We start from the raw sequence: 17,880 nt of genomic DNA, 5'->3' as shown, positions 1-17,880 counted from the left end.
CATTATTCTATGGCTTGATCCACTACCCTACAGCTGATTCATCATCCTGTGAGTCTGAGGAATCACCCTCACATCAGGCAGCTTCGCCAGTGCCCTCTGCTGCAGCTCCAGCATATACCAGGGCTCTGCCCCTGGCACCCCGTTCATAGGCGTTACCGGCTGTAGTATCAGCAGCACTGACGGCTCCACGGAGGCAATCACCTCCACCGCCCTGTCAAAATCCGCCTCAACCAAATCCCCCGGCACCACCAGCTTGGCATACACATCCTTCTCTGCCTCCACAGCCAGCCTGAGGAAACGCTCATGCTCAGGCCACATTTCCCTGCCTGTGGCCTGGGGCAGCTTGATATCCATGCTGATAATATCAATCCAGGGCAGAACCTCTGCCAGCTTATCAGGAAGCGTGCCGTTAGTCTCCAAGAAACGCTTGCAGCCAATCAGCGGCAAAAGCTCCCTGAGAAGCCCCGTATGCAAAAGTGGCTCTCCACCGGTAAAGCTCACCGCCTGATGAGGCACCGCCTGCAAAAACTCGTTGATATACGCCGCCAGCTCATGCCCCTCCACCGGGTTCATGATTTCCCGGAACCGCCTGGCACCTGGGGTAATTTCCACATTGCACATGAGATGGGTGCCCGGGGCATTTTCCGTATCGCAGTAACGGCACTGCAGGTTGCAGCCCTCAAAGCGGACGAACAGCTGACGGCAGCCCACATACCGCCCCTCCCCCTGCACGGAGGAAAAAATTTCAATCATATTTGCCTGCATCCTGCCACCTCATTCAGAATAGATAACCGAGGACTTAGGGGACTCCCAGACCTGTATCTGCTTCAGCTTCACATGGGAAAGCTCCCGGAAGAACTCTGCCTTGGCCATTTCCTCATACACATACTGAGCGATATTTTCCGCGGTAGGATTCTTGCCATCAGCAAAAGCCGGCAGCTCGTTCAGCAGCCTGTGGTCAAGGGATTCCAAAAGCTCCCGGAGCTTTCCCTTCACCAGCTTGAAGTCCACCAGCATCCCCAGCTCATCCAGCTTATCACCAGCCACTACAGCCTCCACAGTCCAGCTATGGCCATGCAGCCTGTCACACTTGCCAGGATAGCCTGCCACCCTGTGGGCTGCCTCAAATTCCGCACTGACATGTATCTCAAACATTTCGTTGCCCCCTTCAACATAATTTCAACATAATTTCGACATAATTTCAGCTTAAATTCAACATAAATTCAGCTTGATATGCATGCAATCAGAATGTGCATGCAGTATTTCAGTATTTCAATATAACATATATACAATAAAGAGGCTTCCCCCGCAGAAGCCTCTTAACAGGAATCGCCACTATAATTACTTCTTGCCCTTCATCAGCTGGTCATAGCTGATGGCACGGGTATGCTTGGTATGGCTCCACTCGTGGTCATTGCGCTTAAAGAAGCCGATGAACACAATGGGAATCCATGAATAGATAAACACAGGATACAGAAGCAGGTAAAACCATGCCTTCAGCTTCGCCCTGATTTTCAGCAGGATAATCATCGGCAGGATATACTGCCCCATCATGATGGCAGTCATCAGCTCCGACGGCATAAAGGTGTAAATGCTGGTATAGAACTGGCCGAACCACAGCTGGCAATAGCTGGCAATAATAAAGAAAGTGGAAATCATCAGGAAATGAGGCTGCAAAAGGTAGATACATCCGTCAAGAATCCTGATATCCCGCCTCTTGATGCCCTCCCGGAGCATTACCGGAATAAAGCGATGCGCCACATCAAACTGCCCCTGTGCCCAGCGCTTACGCTGGTTCCAGGACTGCATAAAGGTCAGCGGCTTCTCATCATACACAATAGCATCATGGGCCCAGGTGGTCTTGATGCCCTCCGCCAGGGACTTCATGGTAAACTCCATGTCCTCAACCAGGCAGGTGGCACGCCAGCCGTGACGCTGCAGCACCTCGGTAGTAATGCACATGCCTGTGCCGCCCAGCACCGCCGACAGCCCCAGGTTGGTCTTGGCCAGATGGGAGATGTGGTCAATAACCCAGAAGGCGATGGCAAAAGTACCGGCAATCCAGGTATCATAAGGATTCTTGGCGTCCAGATAGCCCTGGATAATCTTGGCGCCCTTGCAGAGATGATGGTTCATCTCCATGAGGAAATTCGGATGCACCAGGTTGTCCGCATCAAAGATGCACACGGCATCATACTTCTTGTCCATGGCAAAAAGCTTCTCAAACATCCACTCCAGGGCATAGCCCTTGCTCTTTTTGGTAGGATGGGTGCGCTCGCAGACAATGGCACCGGCCTCGCCTGCCACCTTTGCCGTATCATCCGAGCAATTATCAGCAATCACATAGATATCATACAGTTCCTTTGGATAGTCCAGCTGCTGCAGATTCTCCACCAGCTGGCCGATAACCGCCTGCTCATTGTGGGCTGCCACAATCACAGCCATCTTCTTTTCCGGCGTGGTAATCTTTTCTTCCTTGAACCTCCACAGCCCGAAGAAGCCGATGAAGAAAAAATACACCGTAAACAGGAAAATAATTATCTGCAGCGGTACCATTACTACGTCAAATGGAAAATTCATTTACTAACTTCTCCTTTATTTGCCATCTTTTCCAGCCTTATCAGCCCTGTTATTTATTTGCCGGCCAGATTAATAGCGTGGTTGATGATGCCAAAAACTGCATAAGCAGCAAAAATGGCAAACAATACCGCATAGCCGATAGCATCCATGCCCAGCACGAGAATAGCCCCGAAGACAGCAGCAGCCACCAGCTTTGCCACCAGGTTCATCTTCTCCCCGTCACCCTTGAAGTCAGGGTAATGCACCGTGCTTATCATCAGGTAGCCGACCACCATGACGATAACCGGGTAGGCGTAGGACAGCTGCCCCAGGTCAAAGCCGATAGCACGAAACAGCAGGGTGGAGGTAGCAATCAGGCAGCCGCCGGCAGGAATCGCCAGCCCCATAAAATAGCCATGCACCACAGTAGTATTCACGTTGAAGCGTGCCAGCCTGCCCATGCCGCAGACAGCAAAGAAAATAGCTGCCACCCAGCCAAACGCCCCAAACTCATGAAGCTGCAGGCTATAGGCCAGGACAGCAGGTGCCGCACCAAAAGAAACCAGGTCGCACAGGGAGTCCATCTCCTTGCCGATTTCGCTGCTGACCTTCAGGGCCCGGGCGGAACGGCCGTCCAATCCATCAGCCACCAGTGCCAGCAAAATGCAGACGGCAGCCGTGCTCAGCTCACCGTTGAAGGTGGACAGGATGGAGCACATGCCAAAAACAAGATTCATGGAAGTAAGTCCATTTGGTACCCATGATTTACTAAACATTATTTAATCCTCCCCAAAACACTTTCTCCGCCGCGAACCTTGTCGCCTTTCTTCACCAGCACCTCTACGCTATCCGGCACCACCAGCTCGGTACAGGAGCCGAACTTGATGAGCCCGTAGACCTGCCCCTTCTCCATGTTGTCATCCAGGGTTACCCAGGACACGATGCGCCGGGCCAGAATACCGGCAATCTGGGTAACGGTAACCCGGAAGCCCTTTTCATTCTCGATGCCCAGCATGTGGCGCTCGTTCTCAAAGCCCACCTCGTCCTTGTAGGCAGGGCGGAACCTGCCGCACACATACTTCTGGCACTTGATTTCACCGGCAATAGGGCTGCGGTTCACATGCACGTTGAACACTGACAGGAAAATGATGATTTTCTTGCAAGGTCCCTTGACAAACTCGTCCTCAGCCAGCTCCACCACATCCTGCACCGTGCCATCCGCCGGGGAGACAATCAGCTTTTCATCCATAGGAATATCCCGGCTGGGATTCCTGAAAAAATAAGTAAAATAGCATGCCAAAACCAGCGGTATGACAGCGCCATAGGCTCCAAAGCCAAAATACAGCACCACCGCCAAAAACAGGGCAGCGGCAATATAAATATATCCTTCCCTGACTACAGGGCCTCTATTCATTCTTACGCACCTCCGGGCACACATCACTTCTTACTTGCTACGACCTTCAGGACGAATTTCGGCAGGGCCAGCAGCCTTCCGGCACGGCTCGGCTGCTTCAAGCCCCTAAAGAGCCACTCCAGCTTTGCCTTCTGCATCCAGAGCGGTGCCCTCTCCATGACGCCTGCCATCACATCCAGGGTGCCGCCTACGCCGATGGACACCGGCACCTGCAGCTCCTGCATATGCTTTTTCAGCCATTTCTCCTGCTTCGGCACACCGAGAGCTGCCAGCAGGATATCCGGCCTGGCAGCCTTGATTTCAGCAATAATCCCCGGCTCGTCCGCCTCAGTAAAAAAGCCGTTGCGGGTGCCTACCACCTGAATGCCGGGATAAAGCTCCTCCGCCTTGGCCTTTGCCTTGTCGGCCACCCCCGGCGCAGAGCCAAAGAAATAAATCCTGTCACCCCGGGCAGGTGCCTCACGCATCAGCTCCTGTGCCAGGTCAAAGCCTGCCACCCTCTCCGGCATAGGTTCCCCCAGATGGCCTGCCGCCCAGACAGTACCGGCACCGTCCGGCACCACCAGATCCGCCTGGTTCAATATATCCTTCAATTCCTCATCCTGGGTAGAACGCATCAGCATTTCCGCATTTGCCGTAGCTACCAGGGCAACCTTCTTCTCCGCAATAAACTGCTGAACCGCCTCAACAGCCTGAGCCATCGTCAAGGAATTTACATTAACGCCAAGAATTTCCACCTGCTTCAATGGCATCCATCTACCTCCCACACACTCACATATACCGGCGTATGTTCACACATACTCACTTGCATATCATCATTTACTCAAAAATTCCAACCTACATTTTAGCACAAACCACCACAAATTAACAATATATAAAATTAATAAATGCAAATTTTATTATGCACATGACAGAAAAGCTCCCCTGCATGGCACAAAAAAAGCGGCAGCAGCAATTCATCCGCACACCGCTTTTTCCATTTGCTTCATAAATATATAAGCAACCAGATTGCCTTATGAGCTAACAAGAAGCTGCTTAAAGAATATCGATATGCTCCCCGGCCAATGCCTTGTTCATGCTGCGGACAGCGCAGAACTTGCCGCACATGGAGCAGGTATCATCATGCTCCGGAGAACGGTCAGCACGGATAGCCTTGGCAGTCTCAGGATCCAGGGCGCACTCCCACTGGGCATCCCAGTCCAGCTTGCGGCGGGCATCCCCCATCCGGTCATCGATTTCCCTGGCGCCCCGGACTCCCTTGGCAATATCAGCCGCATGGGCCGCAATCTTGCTGGCGATGATGCCCTGCTTCACATCATCCACATTCGGCAGTGCCAGGTGCTCGGCAGGAGTCACATAGCACAAAAATGCCGCACCGCTCATGGCAGCCATGGCACCGCCGATGGCAGCAGTGATGTGGTCATAGCCAGGGGCAATATCTGTTACCAGAGGTCCAAGCACATAGAAAGGCGCTCCCTGGCAGATGGTCTCCTGCACCTTCATATTGGCAGCAATCTGATCCATCGGCACATGTCCAGGCCCCTCCACCATCACCTGCACATCCTTGGCCCAGGCACGCTTGGTCAGCTCCCCAAGGCGCACCAGCTCCTCAATCTGGCACACATCGGTGGCATCCGCCAGGCAGCCCGGACGGCAGGCATCGCCGAGAGATACGGTCACATCGTACTCACGGCAGATATCCAGGATTTCGTCATAATATTCATAGAAAGGATTCTCATTGCCGGTCATGGACATCCAGGCAAAAACCAAAGAGCCCCCCCGGGAAACGATATTCATCTTCCGCTTGTGCTTCTTGATCTGCTCAATGGTCTTTCTGGTGATGCCGCAGTGGAGGGTAACGAAGTCCACGCCATCCTGGGCATGGAGCCGCACCACATCAATAAAATCCTTGGCGGTCAGGGTATCCAGATCCCGCTGATAGTGGATAACGCTGTCATACACCGGCACCGTGCCAATCATGGCAGGGCACTCGCTGGTAAGCTTCCGGCGGAAAGGCTGGGTATTGCCATGGCTGGACAAATCCATAATCGCCTCTGCCCCCAGGTCAACGGCAGACATAACCTTCTGCATTTCCACGTCATAATCCTTGCAGTCCCGGGAAACCCCCAGGTTCACATTGATTTTCGTCCTCAGCATGGAACCTACACCCTCCGGCTCCAGGCACTTGTGATTTACGTTGGCAGGAATCGCCACCTTGCCGCATGCCACCAGGGGCATCAGCTCCTCCACGGTCATGCGCTCCTTGGCTGCCACCTTCTCTATCTCCGGCGTGACAATCCCCTTGCGGGCCGCCTCCATCTGAGTCTTGTACTCTCTTGCCATCACTTTACTTCCTTTCCTTACTATACTGCCTGCTCCGCTGTTCAGACGCAATGCAATCAGATTCAATGCCATTCATCAGGCACCATATCATCAGCTCCCATGCCGTTCAGCCGCAAACAAAAATGGTACGCCGTAGCTCACCATCACAAGCTGCAGGCATACCACCCCAGTACATCACATTCCCTACGTTGGCATTACCCACATCAGGTTCCCGGTCTAGGTGCTAAACCTACTCTCAGCCTGCTGCCGCAAGCTCCCACAGCACACATTCTACCATCATTCCCTAGTAAATTCAACTATAATTTGTATCCTGGTGATATTTAGGCTATAATATAATTATCATTTATGACAAAATATTATACCAGGGCAGCTTCCCTGGTACCAAAAGGAGACACGCATGATTACAAAAGAACTTCTGGACGAAATTAATGCCCTTGCAAGAAAACAAAGGTCAACGGGGCTCACTGACGAAGAAAAAATCCGTCAAAATCAGCTAAGAAAAAAATATTTAGCAGGATTTCGGAAAAATATGAAGAATATACTAGACAGGATAGAAATTGTCGACGAAATACCCGATAGTAAACTTAACTAACTAATACCAACTTATTTTCTATCAATAAGAAGCGATAAAGCATACAAATTTTGCCACAATTGAAATTTTGTTCTCGCGCTTTATGGATTTGTTATACAAATTATGAAAAAATAAGCGTTATTTATAGTTTTTATTGACAAGAAAAAACAAAAACTTTATACTATTTGTAGAGAATGTTAGGGGTAATATAGGAGTTTTTTCGGGGTTATTAACTAAAGTAAATTTTTATATTAAGGAGATGTTTTATATGTCCACTAGTGCAACAAATTTTGGTCCTGTAAAAATTACCGAAACCGTACTGCGTGATGCTCATCAGTCCCTGCTGGCAACTCGCATGCGTACAGAGCAGATGCTTCCTATGCTGTCTGCTTTGGACAAGATCGGTTACAACGCATTGGAGGCATGGGGCGGTGCTACCTATGATTCCTGCCTTCGTTTCCTGAACGAGGATCCATGGGAGCGTCTTGATACCCTCAAGGCAAACCTGAACACCCCTATCCAGATGCTGCTCCGCGGCCAGAATCTGCTGGGCTACAACCATTATTCCGACGATGTTGTCCGTGCTTTCGTAAGAAAGGCTTCCGAGCACGGCGTAGGCGTGTTCCGTATCTTCGATGCACTGAACGACGTTACCAACCTGAAGACTGCTATTTCCGCTGCTTTGGAAGCAAAGGAAAAGCCGCATGTACAGGGCTGCCTCGTTTACACCATCAGCCCGTTCCACACCAACCAGACCTTCGTTGATCTGGCTATCAAGCTGAAGGAAATGGGCGTGCATTCCATCTGCATCAAGGATATGTCCGGCCTGCTGAAGCCTTATGTAGCTGAGGACCTGGTAAAGAAGCTGAAGGAGCAGGTTGGCCTGCCAATCGAGCTGCATACCCACTACACCTCCGGCTTCGGCTCCATGACCTATCTGAAGGCTATCGAGGCAGGTGTTGACATCATCGACTGCGCACTGTCCCCTCTGGCAAACGACACTTCCCAGCCATGTACCGAGACCATCGTTGCTACCCTGGAAGGCATGCCTCGCGACACCGGCCTTGACCGTCAGGCTATGGACCCTATCGCCAAGCACTTCCTGAAGGTAAAGAAGGAAATCATGAAGGAGTTCAACCTGCCTGGCTACTTCGATGTAAATCCGAAGGTTCTGGACTTCCAGATTCCTGGCGGCATGCTCTCCAACATGGTGAACCAGCTGAAGGAAATGGGAGCTGCTGACAAGTATCAGGAGCTCCTGGATGAGATGCCTCGCGTGCGTGAGGACCTGGGCTTCCCTCCACTGGTAACTCCTTCTTCCCAGATTGTTGGTACCATGGCTACCATGAACGTAATCATGCAGGCTAACGGCCAGCCTCGCTACAGCATGGTTCCGAACGAGGTTCGCGACCTGGCCCGCGGCAAGTTCGGCAAGACTCCGAAGCCTGTTAAGCCTGAGGTTCTGGCTGCTATGAAGATTAAGCCTGAGGAAATGATCACCGACTGCGCTATTGCCGATGCCAAGGAGCCTAAGATGGCTGACTTCCGCAAGGAGCTGGCTGCCAAGAAGGTTGACAAGAAGCTCGCCCCTATCAAGGCAAACCTTGCCAGCGTAGACGCAGGTATCTACGAGCAGGTTCGCGATACCCAGATTGCCAAGATGATCGATGAAATCCCTGAGGAGGATGTACTCTCCTATGCCCTGTTCCCACAGGTTGCCCTGGACTTCTTCGAGAAGAATGGCCGTCTCTAATATCAGGGGTATGGTATCCAGCTTCTGATACTGCTACATACCTGTTTGCAGGTAAATTGCAGGTAAATATGATATGAAAAAAAATATGCTGCCGCAGCTGATTTCTCAGTGCGGCAGCATATTTTTCTTTCTGCGCTACGATATTGCAAATATTCTTATACACTATGCCTATGTGCCGGGGCTTGTACCGGGCGCCAGCGCCTTGCATAACCGGCCATCATCATCATGCCGCTGATGGCAAGGCCGATGTAAAGGGGATCAACCGGCAGGGGCACAGCCAGCCCCAAGGCAACAGGCACCACCGTGCTGACCACAATGGAGGCAAATGCCCATTTCTTGGCAACGCTCCTAGGCGAAAAAATCGCCAAGGTCAGTGGCAGGAATACGCCGCAGCCCCGCATGGACATGGACAGGAAGTTCCAGAACAATACCTGGGAATCCAGATTGACGATAGCTATCAGGCATGCCGCAGCCATCACCAGCAGCACCACAAAGCGCAATGTATAGAGGAGCTTCCTGCCGTTCCCCAGATTCGCCACACGGCTGATGATATCACGGGTGAGCATAGTTCCGATGCCCAGGGCGAGACCGCCGATAGAGCCCACCAGGCTCAGCATGATGCCCCCCAGGGCAATGCCTGCCAGCCACACAGGCTGATGCTGCAAAAGGTACACCGGCAGCACCAGCACAGGGATAACATCAGGGTTCATCACATGCATGTACATGCCGATAGCGATGGATGGCAGCCCCACAGGAATAACGATGGCCGCGGCAGCAAAAGCCCCCGCAGCAGCCGTCCTGGGGCTGGATGCAGAAAAGAAGCACTGGATATAGGTCTGGGTGCAGACAACCCCCACAATCATGGAAAACAGCTTGGAAAAACCGCCGCCTACACCGATATTAAACATATTCCACCAGTATTCAGGAGGCATTGCCTGCTGCAGCCCAGGCATGGCAGAAAGCTCCCGGAAGGCACTGACACCTGCCACGAACAGGCTCAGCCAGATGACCAGCATTTTCAGCATGCCGCCCACACCGGCGCTTTTCATGCCGCCGAAAAAGACATAGGCCGCCACCAGGGCAATGAGGATGCCTGCCGAGACCCATGTGGAGGTGTGCAGTATGGCGGAAATAATCTGTATGCCCGGCAGGCAGCTCGCCACCACGCTAAAAAGGATGCCGACAGAGGAAATCAGCCCTGCCGCTTCTGCCGCCCTGCTGCCGTAGTTGCGCTGCAAATACTGGGGAATAGTCTCAAGCCCCGTAGCACGCAATCTGCTGGCATAAAAGAACCCCATCAGGATAAAGGCGATGCCGGAGCCCAAGGTGAACCACCAGGCAGACAGCCCCATGCTATAGGCAAGCTGGGCGGTTCCCACCGTAGCGCCGCCTCCCACTACCGTGCCTGCTATGCTTCCAGCCACCAGCGGTACACCGGCACTTCTGCCACCCAGGCTGTAGCCCTCCGCCGACTTTACTGACCTTGCTGCATAAATACCGCCTCCGATGACGAAAAACAATGTCAGGGCAATAATCACCAGATGCGCTGAACTCAACTCCATAACCTTGCCTTCTTCCTAATCTGCCAATCTACAAAATACACAATGGTAATTAAGTATGATAATAGAATCATAACCATCCTGCATTATAAAACTTTATCCCGGCAATTTCAATAAAATATGGCAAGTATACAATATTTGTGAAATGAAAAATTTCTGCTATAATATATTTTGATATGTTTTATTTAGAGATTTATTGCTTGCAGTTTTCTGGCTGCTTTTATGATGTGCGAGGTGCTGAATATGCTAAAAATTGCCGTTGCCCAGATGAAGGTCATTCCAGGGCATCCCGATGAAAATACCGCCAATATGCTGTCCATGGTTGAGGAAGCAAAGAAACATCAGGCAGATATCATCATTTTCCCGGAAATGGCCGTGCCGGGCTACCTGCTGGGGGATACCTGGGAGCAGACTGCTTTTATCCGGGACTGCGAGGAATGCGGCCAGGACATTATTGCCGCTTCTCAAGATATTGCCATTATCTTCGGCAACGTAGCCGCGGACTGGAACAAAAAGAACAATGACGGCAGGGTGCGCAAGTACAACGCCCTGTTCCTTGCCCATCAGGGCAGGCTGGTGCAGCCTGAGAACATGCCTTATCCGTTCGTCATCAAGGCACTGATGCCCAACTACCGGGAGTTTAACGACACCCGTCATTTTTTCAGCCTCAGGCAGCTGGCAGAGGAGCTTCATACCACGGCTGAAAAGCTGCTGAGCCCGCTGAAGCTCACCCTCAAGGGGCGCAGCTATTCCATCGGCGCCTTTCTCTGCGAGGACGGCTGGAGCGATGACTACAACCTGGCCCCGGTGGAGATTTTGCGCAGCAAGGGCGTGGATATGCTGGTGGATATTTCCTCCTCTCCTTATACCCTTGGCAAGAACGGCAAGCGCCACAGGGTTTTCGGCAGGCTGGCCAAGGAGGCAGGGGTGCCCCTTTTCTATGTAAACAATGTGGGCATCCAGAACAACGGCAAGACCGTCTATACCTTTGACGGCTCCTCTACCCTCTACAATAGCCAGGGCATTATGGCAGACTGCCTGCCGAAATATATGCAGCAGCTGGGCTATTACGATTTGGAAAACATTGATGCCATGCCGAAGTACAAACGGGAAAAGGCAGATGCCATCGGGCATATCTTTGCTGCTGTTTCCTATGGCGTCCGTAGCTTTTTATCAGATATCCACATGGAAAAGGTGGTCATCGGCATTTCCGGCGGCATCGACTCAGCTGTAGCAGCTGCCCTCTACACCCATATCCTGGGAGCGGAAAATGTCCTGCTGGTCAACATGCCAAGCGTGTATAACTCCGCTACCACCAAGGGACTGGCTCAGAAGCTGGCGGAAAACCTGGGCTGCAACTACGCCATCATGCCTATTCAGGAGTCAGTTGACCACACTATCAGCCAGCTGGAAACCATTCCTGTGACCTTCCTGAAGGATGGCAGCAGCTTCAACCTGAAAGTTTCCTCCTTTGTGGCGGAAAACATTCAGGCAAGGGACCGCAGTGCCCGGGTGCTGGCAGGCATTGCAGCGGCCTTTGGCGGCGGCTTTACCTGCAACGCCAACAAGGCGGAGACCACCGTAGGCTACTCCACCCTCTATGGTGACCAATCCGGCTTCCTCTGTGCCCTGGCTGACCTGTGGAAGTATCAGGTTTATGACCTGGCACGCTACCTGAACGAAAAAGTCTACGGCAGGGAGGTTGTGCCCCAGGCGACTATTGATATCGTGCCAAGCGCCGAGCTTTCCAGTGCCCAGAATGTTGATGAAGGCAAGGGAGATCCGATCAAGTATCCGTATCACGATTACCTTTTCCGCAGCTTTGTGGAATACTGGCAGAAGGCAACCCCTGCCGACATCCTGCAATGGTACAAGGACGGGGTGCTGGAAGAAAAAATCGGCTGCCAGCCGGGGCTGGTGGCTGAGTATTTCCCTTCCCCGGCAGAATTTATTGCGGATTTGGAACGCTGGTGGCGCCAGTTTACCGGCATGGCAGTGGCAAAGCGCATCCAGGCGCCGCCGATTATTGCCATCAGCCGCCGCGCCTACGGCTTTGACCACCGGGAATCCCAGAACGGCATTTACTATACCCGTGCCTACCGGCGCCTCAAGGCAGAGCTCTTGCAGGAATAACCTATAGAAAAACACAACTTTATAGAAATAAAAAAACTGCTGACCCATCGCTACGACAAGCCAGCAGTTTTTTACATCTCGTTACATCTCTAGTCCTTCAAGGATTTGTAATACAGCATGCAGTGGCAGAACCCCTCATACTCAGGGTCTGCAATCTGGTCACGGAATTCCTTGCACATGCATTTGTTATCTTCTATTATTTCCAGCCGGCAAGGACAATAGCCGCCTTTTTTCTCCAAGCCATCCTTAATCATCTTGACAACCTTCTCATCGGGATTTAAGGATATTTTCATGGTGAACGCCTCCCTTTCAGAACAAATACGCCCTATAGAACATCTGAATATTATACTTCCATGATAATCGGCAGAATCATTGGACGGCGGCGGGTGCGCTCAAAGATAAAGCGTCCCAGGGCATCACGCATGGCAGACTTCAGGGCTGCCCATTCGGTAATCCCTTCCTCCTCGCAGTGCACCAGGGCATCCTCTACCCTGGTCTTCACGTCTTCCATCAGCTCCTCCGATTCACGGACATATACAAAGCCACGGGAAACAATATCAGGGCCTGCCACCACAGTGCCGCTGGTCTTGTCCATGGTAACAACGATGATGATGATGCCGTCCTGGGACAGCTGGCGGCGGTCACGCAGCACAATATTGCCCACATCGCCTACGCCAAGGCCGTCAATCAGCACGCGGCCTGAGGTCACACGGCCTGCCACATAGCCTTTGTCACGGGTAAACTCAAGAATCTGACCGTTTTCCCCGATGAAGATATTCTCCTTCGGCATGCCCAGCTCCGCAGCCAGCTTGGCGTGCTTCACCAGGTGGCGGTATTCGCCATGAACAGGAATAAAGAACTTCGGGCGCACCAGATTGTGCATCAGCTTCAGTTCCTCCTGGCTGGCATGGCCGGATACATGAATGCCGTTTTCCCTGCCGTACACTACATTGGCACCCAGCTTCAGCAGGTTGTCAATGGTACGGGATACCAGCTTTTCATTGCCAGGAATAGGCGTTGCAGAAATAATGATGGTATCTCCCGGCACAATCCCCACCTTGCGATGGTCCGACTGGGACATTCTCGTCAAGGCAGACATAGGCTCGCCCTGGCTGCCGGTAGTGATAATGACCATCTGCTCCATGGGATAATTGCCGATATTGTCAATATCTACCATAGTTCCCTCAGGTGCCTTGATATATCCCAGCTCCAGGGAAATATTGACCACATTTACCATGCTGCGTCCCAGCACCGCCACCTTGCGCTTGTAACGTACCGCGGTGTTGATAATCTGCTGGATGCGATGCACATTAGACGAGAAGGTAGCAATAATAATACGGGAACGGGCATTGTGGAAGGCCTTGTCAAAGGATGCACCCACGGTGCTCTCGCTAGGAGTGTGCCCCGCACGCTCCGCGTTGGTGCTATCCGCCATCATCAGCAGCACGCCCTTGTTGCCCAAATCCGAGAAACGGCGGAAATCTGTCATCTTGCCATCAATCGGGGTATAATCCAGCTTAAAGTCGCCGGTATGGATAATCGTCCCCATAGGCGTAGTAACCGCCAGCCCCACTGCATCAGGGATGCTGTGATTCACCCGGATAAAATTCACATGAAAACAGCCCGCCTTGATGGTATCACCCTGCATGACAGCACGGAGATTGCTGGAATCCACGCCATTCTCCTGCAGCCTGCCCTCCAGGATGCCCAAGGTCAGCCGCGTGCCATAAACGGGAACATTAATCTGCTTCAGCACATAAGGCAGCGCACCGATATGGTCCTCATGACCATGAGTCAGCACAATAGCCTTCACCTTGTCCTTGTTCTCCACCAGATACGAAATATCAGGAATAACCAGGTCAATGCCGAGCATTTCCTCGTCCGGGAACATCAGGCCGGCATCGATAAGTAAAATTTCGTCACCATACCGTACTACGGTCATGTTCTTACCGATTTCGCCTAATCCACCCAGAGGAATAATCTGTAATTTTTGCTTTTCTTTTGCCAAAAATCACACCTCCATATATTTTATTTTTAATTTAACACAAAATAATCTAAGTCGAACCGTTCAATTAATTATACTTTATGCTCAAAATGCTTAAAAAAAACACGCAACAAAACCCAGTGTGACAATCGTCCCGGCACACTGAGCATAAAAAAATCTTCATAAAAATCGACCGTTCTGCTCATTACAATAGATTATATCATATCAGTGCACAAATTGTAAAGCTTGACAAAAATCCCCAGCAAAAAACGGCACGGCACTGCCGACAAATATGCCAGCACATGCCATGCCGCTTCTGCAACCTGCTCCCTGCCTCGCCGGGGCATCGGTTCACTTCAGCTTATTCAGCTTACTCTGCTTCTTCAGCATCGCAAAGCTCATTATAAGCCTTCTGTACAGCCTCGAACTCCTCATCAGTAGGGTCCACATACTCATCCTCGCCATTCTCGTCCTTGACAATCTTGGCAATGATGACATTCTCCTCCTCATCGAAGCTCTCGTCATTCTCCACATTCAGGCCAACCAGCAGGGCAAAATCCTGCCCATCCACAGGAATAATCATCTCCTGCTGATAGTACAGGGAATTGCCATTATCATCATTAAACTCAACTACGATATTCTCGTCCATCTCATCAATCATCTTATCAGCCATCATAGCACCTCGCATTCTAAAACAATAAAACTTAACTCGCTTACTCGTTCTATTCTACCCTACCTGGCATTGGCTTGTCAAGCCACGGCAACCGGCTTCTGCCCTTTCTGCAAATTATCCGGCATTTTCCAGCAAGAAAATTCAGCCATGATGTAAATTGAATTACTCCCTCCTAACGCCTAGGCGTTTGAGGAGGGAGATTCCCACTTCTACGAGAACAGCCTTCTGCCTTGGCAAAAGGACTTACACACTCTCCGTGGGCGTTAATTTCCGTAATTCCTACGGTATTTTTATGCTATAAAATCTGCCAGTATCATTTGAATAGCGATACCGGCAGATGATATGACACCGAACAGCCTGACTGGCAGGTGATATGATTCAGCTACCAGCACAGCAGACCAATTCGTCATTAATGAATTAATAATTCTCTGTATTCAGCTCAAAGTAACTCTGGGCATAGCCGCAGACCTCGCAGGAATCAGGTGCTTTGGTGCCCACTACAATATGCCCGCAGTTGCGGCACTCCCATACCTGCACCTTGCTCTTTTCAAACACCTGGGAAAGCTCAATGTTCTTCAGCAGGGCACGATAACGTTCCTCATGGTGCTTCTCAATTGCTCCTACAGCGCGGAACTTGGCTGCCAGCTCAGGGAAGCCTTCTTCATCGGCAGTCTTGGCAAAGCCATCGTACATATCAGTCCACTCATAGTTCTCGCCCTCGGCAGCTGCTGCAAGATTTGCCTTGGTATCTCCCAGCTCGCCCAGCTCCTGGAACCACATCTTGGCGTGAGCCTTTTCATTCTCGGCAGTCTTCAGGAACAGTGCAGCAATCTGCTCAAAGCCCTCTCCCTGTGCCACAGAGGCAAAATAAGTGTACTTGTTTCTCGCCTGAGACTCACCGGCAAAGGCAGTGTGCAGATTCTTTTCCGTCTGAGTACCGGCATACTTGTTGCCCTGGGCAGCGTCTGCCTTTGGAGCACTAACCTCCTCAAAAGAAGTTGCCGGCTGCTTGCAGATAGGGCACTTGAAATCTGCCGGCAGGCTGTCACCCTCATAAACATAACCACAAATCTTGCACTTCCATGTCTTCATATTATTCTCTCCTTTTACTGTTTTCTCCTGAGTCCCTGCCTGAGCAGCAGGGGTATTTTTCCTATTGATAATACTGCTCCTGTCTTCATAAGATGTATGAAGCATTTTCTCCGCCAGCTCACTGAGCGGCTTGCCGTAAAATTCCTCATAAATCGCCTTGATGTCAGGATTTTCATGGCTCTTGCGCAGGCTCATGGCAGCATCCTGGGCATACAGGCTGGCGATGCGGGACTTCCGCACCTCATCCCTGTCCTTGTCAAGATCCTTCGGCTGGCCGCCGCCACCGATGCAGCCTCCCGGGCAGGTCATGACCTCCACAAAGTGGTACTGCTTCGTGCCGTTCCTGATGTCTGCCAGCAGCTTTTCCGCATTGGCAGTACCATATACAATAGCCACCCGCACATCCAGGTTACCTACCTTCAGCTCCGCTTCCCTGATGCCATCGTAGCCACGGACAGGCTCCAGCTGGAAAAGTACATCAGGAGCAGTTTCCCCGGTGATATATTCATAGGCCGTCCGCAGGGCAGCCTCCATTACGCCGCCGGTATTGCCGAAGATGACAGCCGCACCGGATGCCTCTCCCATGAACTTGTCGAAGTCACTGTCCTCCAGGGAAGCAAAGTCAATGCCTTCTTCCCTGCCCCATCTGGCCAGCTCCCGGGTGGTAATCACAAAATCCATGTCACGCATGCCTTCAGCCTGCAAATAATCTGCCGCAGCCTTCATTTCCTCCCGGCGGATTTCAAATTTCTTGGCGACACATGGTGTCAGTGCCACGTTGACAATCTTTGCCGGGTCAATGCCCATCTTTTTGGCGAAATAGGTCTTGATGGTAGGCCCCTGCATGCCTATAGGGCTCTTGGCTGTGGAAATATGCGGCAGGATTTCGGGATGATATATTTCAGCGTACTTTATCCATGCCGGGCAGCAGCTGGTAAACTGAGGCAGCGGTGCTGTCCCCTTGGTGACACGCTCAATCAGCTCGCTAGCTTCCTCTACGATAGTCAGGTCAGCGGCAAAATTGGTGTCCAGCACGTAGTCGGCACCCAGCTTTCTCAGGAGTGCTACCATCTTCCCCTGCACGAAGCTGCCGTCAGCCATGCCGAACTCCTCGCCCAGAGCAGCCCTGACAGACGGCGAGGTGCTGACAATCACTACCTTGTCCTTATCCTGCACGGCAGCCCTCACATCTGGATACTCATAGCGCTCAGTAATGCTGTCCACCGGGCATACATTGGCACACTGGCCGCAGTTGATGCAGACTGCCAGCCCGTCAGTCTCCTCAAAGGTATATGTACCGTGCACACCAATCTGATTGGTACAAATCTCCTTGCACATGCCGCATTTGATGCACTTTGCATTGTCCCGGACAATGCTGGGATTATCCTGTTCAATCGGAACCCTGATACTTAACGCCAAATGCTCCATACACAATGCCCCCCTTAAACATAATACACACTCATACTCATACTCATAACAGATACACACTCTCCCTGGCCAGCTTCCCCCACAATAAAACAAAACCTGGCTATATAGACATCTGTTATTTATAAATAATAATTATTATTTAATTCTAACCAAAGAATAACAGATTTTTCATCATTTGTCAATAAATAAATAAATAACAAAATGCACCTTTACGCTAATTATAGCTTGAATTACTCCCTCCTACCGCCTAGGCGTTTGAGGAGGGAGATTCCCACTTCTACGAGAACAGCCTTCTGCCTTGGCAAAAGGACTTACACACTCTCCGTGGGCGTTAATTTCCGTAATTCCTACGGTATTTTTATGCTTTGAAG

The 17,880-nt window shown here is 51.4% G+C and carries 15 protein-coding genes; 3 read left to right on the top strand and 12 right to left on the bottom strand.

Features of this window, described 5'->3' with window-relative positions:
• Positions 1 to 27: 27 nt before the first annotated feature.
• The 7 genes from FYJ84_RS03635 to thiC form a co-directional block, all read right to left on the bottom strand.
• Positions 28 to 765 carry a 7-carboxy-7-deazaguanine synthase QueE gene (locus tag FYJ84_RS03635; RefSeq protein WP_154406243.1) on the bottom strand — a complete coding sequence of 246 codons (738 nt, stop codon included), beginning with the start codon at positions 763 to 765 and terminating at the stop codon, positions 28 to 30.
• Between the two features lie 9 nt (positions 766 to 774).
• Positions 775 to 1,155, bottom strand: coding sequence for a 6-carboxytetrahydropterin synthase QueD (gene queD / locus FYJ84_RS03630; protein WP_154406242.1), 381 nt, complete (start codon positions 1,153 to 1,155; stop codon positions 775 to 777).
• Positions 1,156 to 1,341: 186 nt separating this feature from the next.
• Positions 1,342 to 2,580, bottom strand: a complete 1,239-nt coding sequence (locus tag FYJ84_RS03625; protein WP_154406241.1) for a glycosyltransferase family 2 protein — start codon at positions 2,578 to 2,580, stop codon at positions 1,342 to 1,344.
• A 53-nt stretch (positions 2,581 to 2,633) separates the two neighbouring features.
• Positions 2,634 to 3,335 (bottom strand): CDP-diacylglycerol--serine O-phosphatidyltransferase, encoded by a 702-nt coding sequence (gene pssA, locus FYJ84_RS03620; RefSeq protein ID WP_154406240.1) that lies wholly within the window; start codon positions 3,333 to 3,335, stop codon positions 2,634 to 2,636.
• Positions 3,335 to 3,973: a phosphatidylserine decarboxylase family protein gene (locus FYJ84_RS03615; protein ID WP_154406239.1), complete on the bottom strand. Its 639-nt coding sequence runs from the start codon at positions 3,971 to 3,973 to the stop codon at positions 3,335 to 3,337. Before FYJ84_RS03615 ends, pssA begins: the two co-directional genes overlap by 1 nt.
• A gap of 23 nt (positions 3,974 to 3,996) precedes the next feature.
• Positions 3,997 to 4,725 carry a WecB/TagA/CpsF family glycosyltransferase gene (locus FYJ84_RS03610; protein WP_154406238.1) on the bottom strand — a complete coding sequence of 243 codons (729 nt, stop codon included), beginning with the start codon at positions 4,723 to 4,725 and terminating at the stop codon, positions 3,997 to 3,999.
• Positions 4,726 to 5,008: 283 nt separating this feature from the next.
• Entirely contained in the window at positions 5,009 to 6,316 is a 1,308-nt protein-coding gene (gene thiC, locus FYJ84_RS03605) for a phosphomethylpyrimidine synthase ThiC (protein ID WP_154406237.1), read from the bottom strand.
• A 397-nt stretch (positions 6,317 to 6,713) separates the two neighbouring features.
• Between thiC and FYJ84_RS03600 the strand changes: the two genes are divergently transcribed.
• Both FYJ84_RS03600 and FYJ84_RS03595 read left to right on the top strand, forming a co-directional pair.
• The gene (locus tag FYJ84_RS03600; protein ID WP_154406236.1) at positions 6,714 to 6,908 is read left to right on the top strand and encodes a DUF896 domain-containing protein; all 195 of its coding nucleotides are present in this window, start codon (positions 6,714 to 6,716) and stop codon (positions 6,906 to 6,908) included.
• A 247-nt stretch (positions 6,909 to 7,155) separates the two neighbouring features.
• Complete coding sequence (locus tag FYJ84_RS03595) at positions 7,156 to 8,640, top strand: pyruvate carboxylase subunit B (protein ID WP_154406235.1); 1,485 nt, start codon at positions 7,156 to 7,158, stop codon at positions 8,638 to 8,640.
• Positions 8,641 to 8,795: 155 nt separating this feature from the next.
• On the opposite strand, the gene FYJ84_RS03590 is transcribed toward FYJ84_RS03595, so the two are convergent.
• Positions 8,796 to 10,202 (bottom strand): sodium:solute symporter family protein, encoded by a 1,407-nt coding sequence (locus FYJ84_RS03590; RefSeq protein ID WP_154406234.1) that lies wholly within the window; start codon positions 10,200 to 10,202, stop codon positions 8,796 to 8,798.
• A 240-nt stretch (positions 10,203 to 10,442) separates the two neighbouring features.
• Between FYJ84_RS03590 and nadE the strand changes: the two genes are divergently transcribed.
• Positions 10,443 to 12,332 carry an NAD(+) synthase gene (nadE, locus tag FYJ84_RS03585; RefSeq protein ID WP_154406233.1) on the top strand — a complete coding sequence of 630 codons (1,890 nt, stop codon included), beginning with the start codon at positions 10,443 to 10,445 and terminating at the stop codon, positions 12,330 to 12,332.
• An 89-nt stretch (positions 12,333 to 12,421) separates the two neighbouring features.
• Here nadE and FYJ84_RS03580 read toward each other — a convergent pair whose 3' ends face one another.
• From FYJ84_RS03580 to rbr, 4 genes are all read right to left on the bottom strand, one after another.
• Positions 12,422 to 12,652 (bottom strand): ferredoxin-thioredoxin reductase catalytic domain-containing protein, encoded by a 231-nt coding sequence (locus tag FYJ84_RS03580; RefSeq protein ID WP_277008204.1) that lies wholly within the window; start codon positions 12,650 to 12,652, stop codon positions 12,422 to 12,424.
• A 23-nt stretch (positions 12,653 to 12,675) separates the two neighbouring features.
• The gene (locus tag FYJ84_RS03575; protein ID WP_154406231.1) at positions 12,676 to 14,340 is read right to left on the bottom strand and encodes a ribonuclease J; all 1,665 of its coding nucleotides are present in this window, start codon (positions 14,338 to 14,340) and stop codon (positions 12,676 to 12,678) included.
• A gap of 346 nt (positions 14,341 to 14,686) precedes the next feature.
• On the bottom strand, positions 14,687 to 14,989 hold the full coding sequence (locus FYJ84_RS03570; protein WP_154406230.1) for a DUF1292 domain-containing protein: 303 nt from the start codon (positions 14,987 to 14,989) through the stop codon (positions 14,687 to 14,689).
• A gap of 417 nt (positions 14,990 to 15,406) precedes the next feature.
• Positions 15,407 to 17,509: a rubrerythrin gene (gene rbr, locus FYJ84_RS14875; protein WP_154406229.1), complete on the bottom strand. Its 2,103-nt coding sequence runs from the start codon at positions 17,507 to 17,509 to the stop codon at positions 15,407 to 15,409.
• Between the last annotated feature and the right edge of the window lie 371 nt (positions 17,510 to 17,880).

The organism is Anaerovibrio slackiae, assembly GCF_009695585.1.
In the GTDB taxonomy this organism is placed as follows: domain Bacteria; phylum Bacillota; class Negativicutes; order Selenomonadales; family Selenomonadaceae; genus Anaerovibrio; species Anaerovibrio slackiae.
Note: the sequence above shows the minus strand (reverse complement) of the source record. Positions and strands in the feature narration are given on the sequence as shown.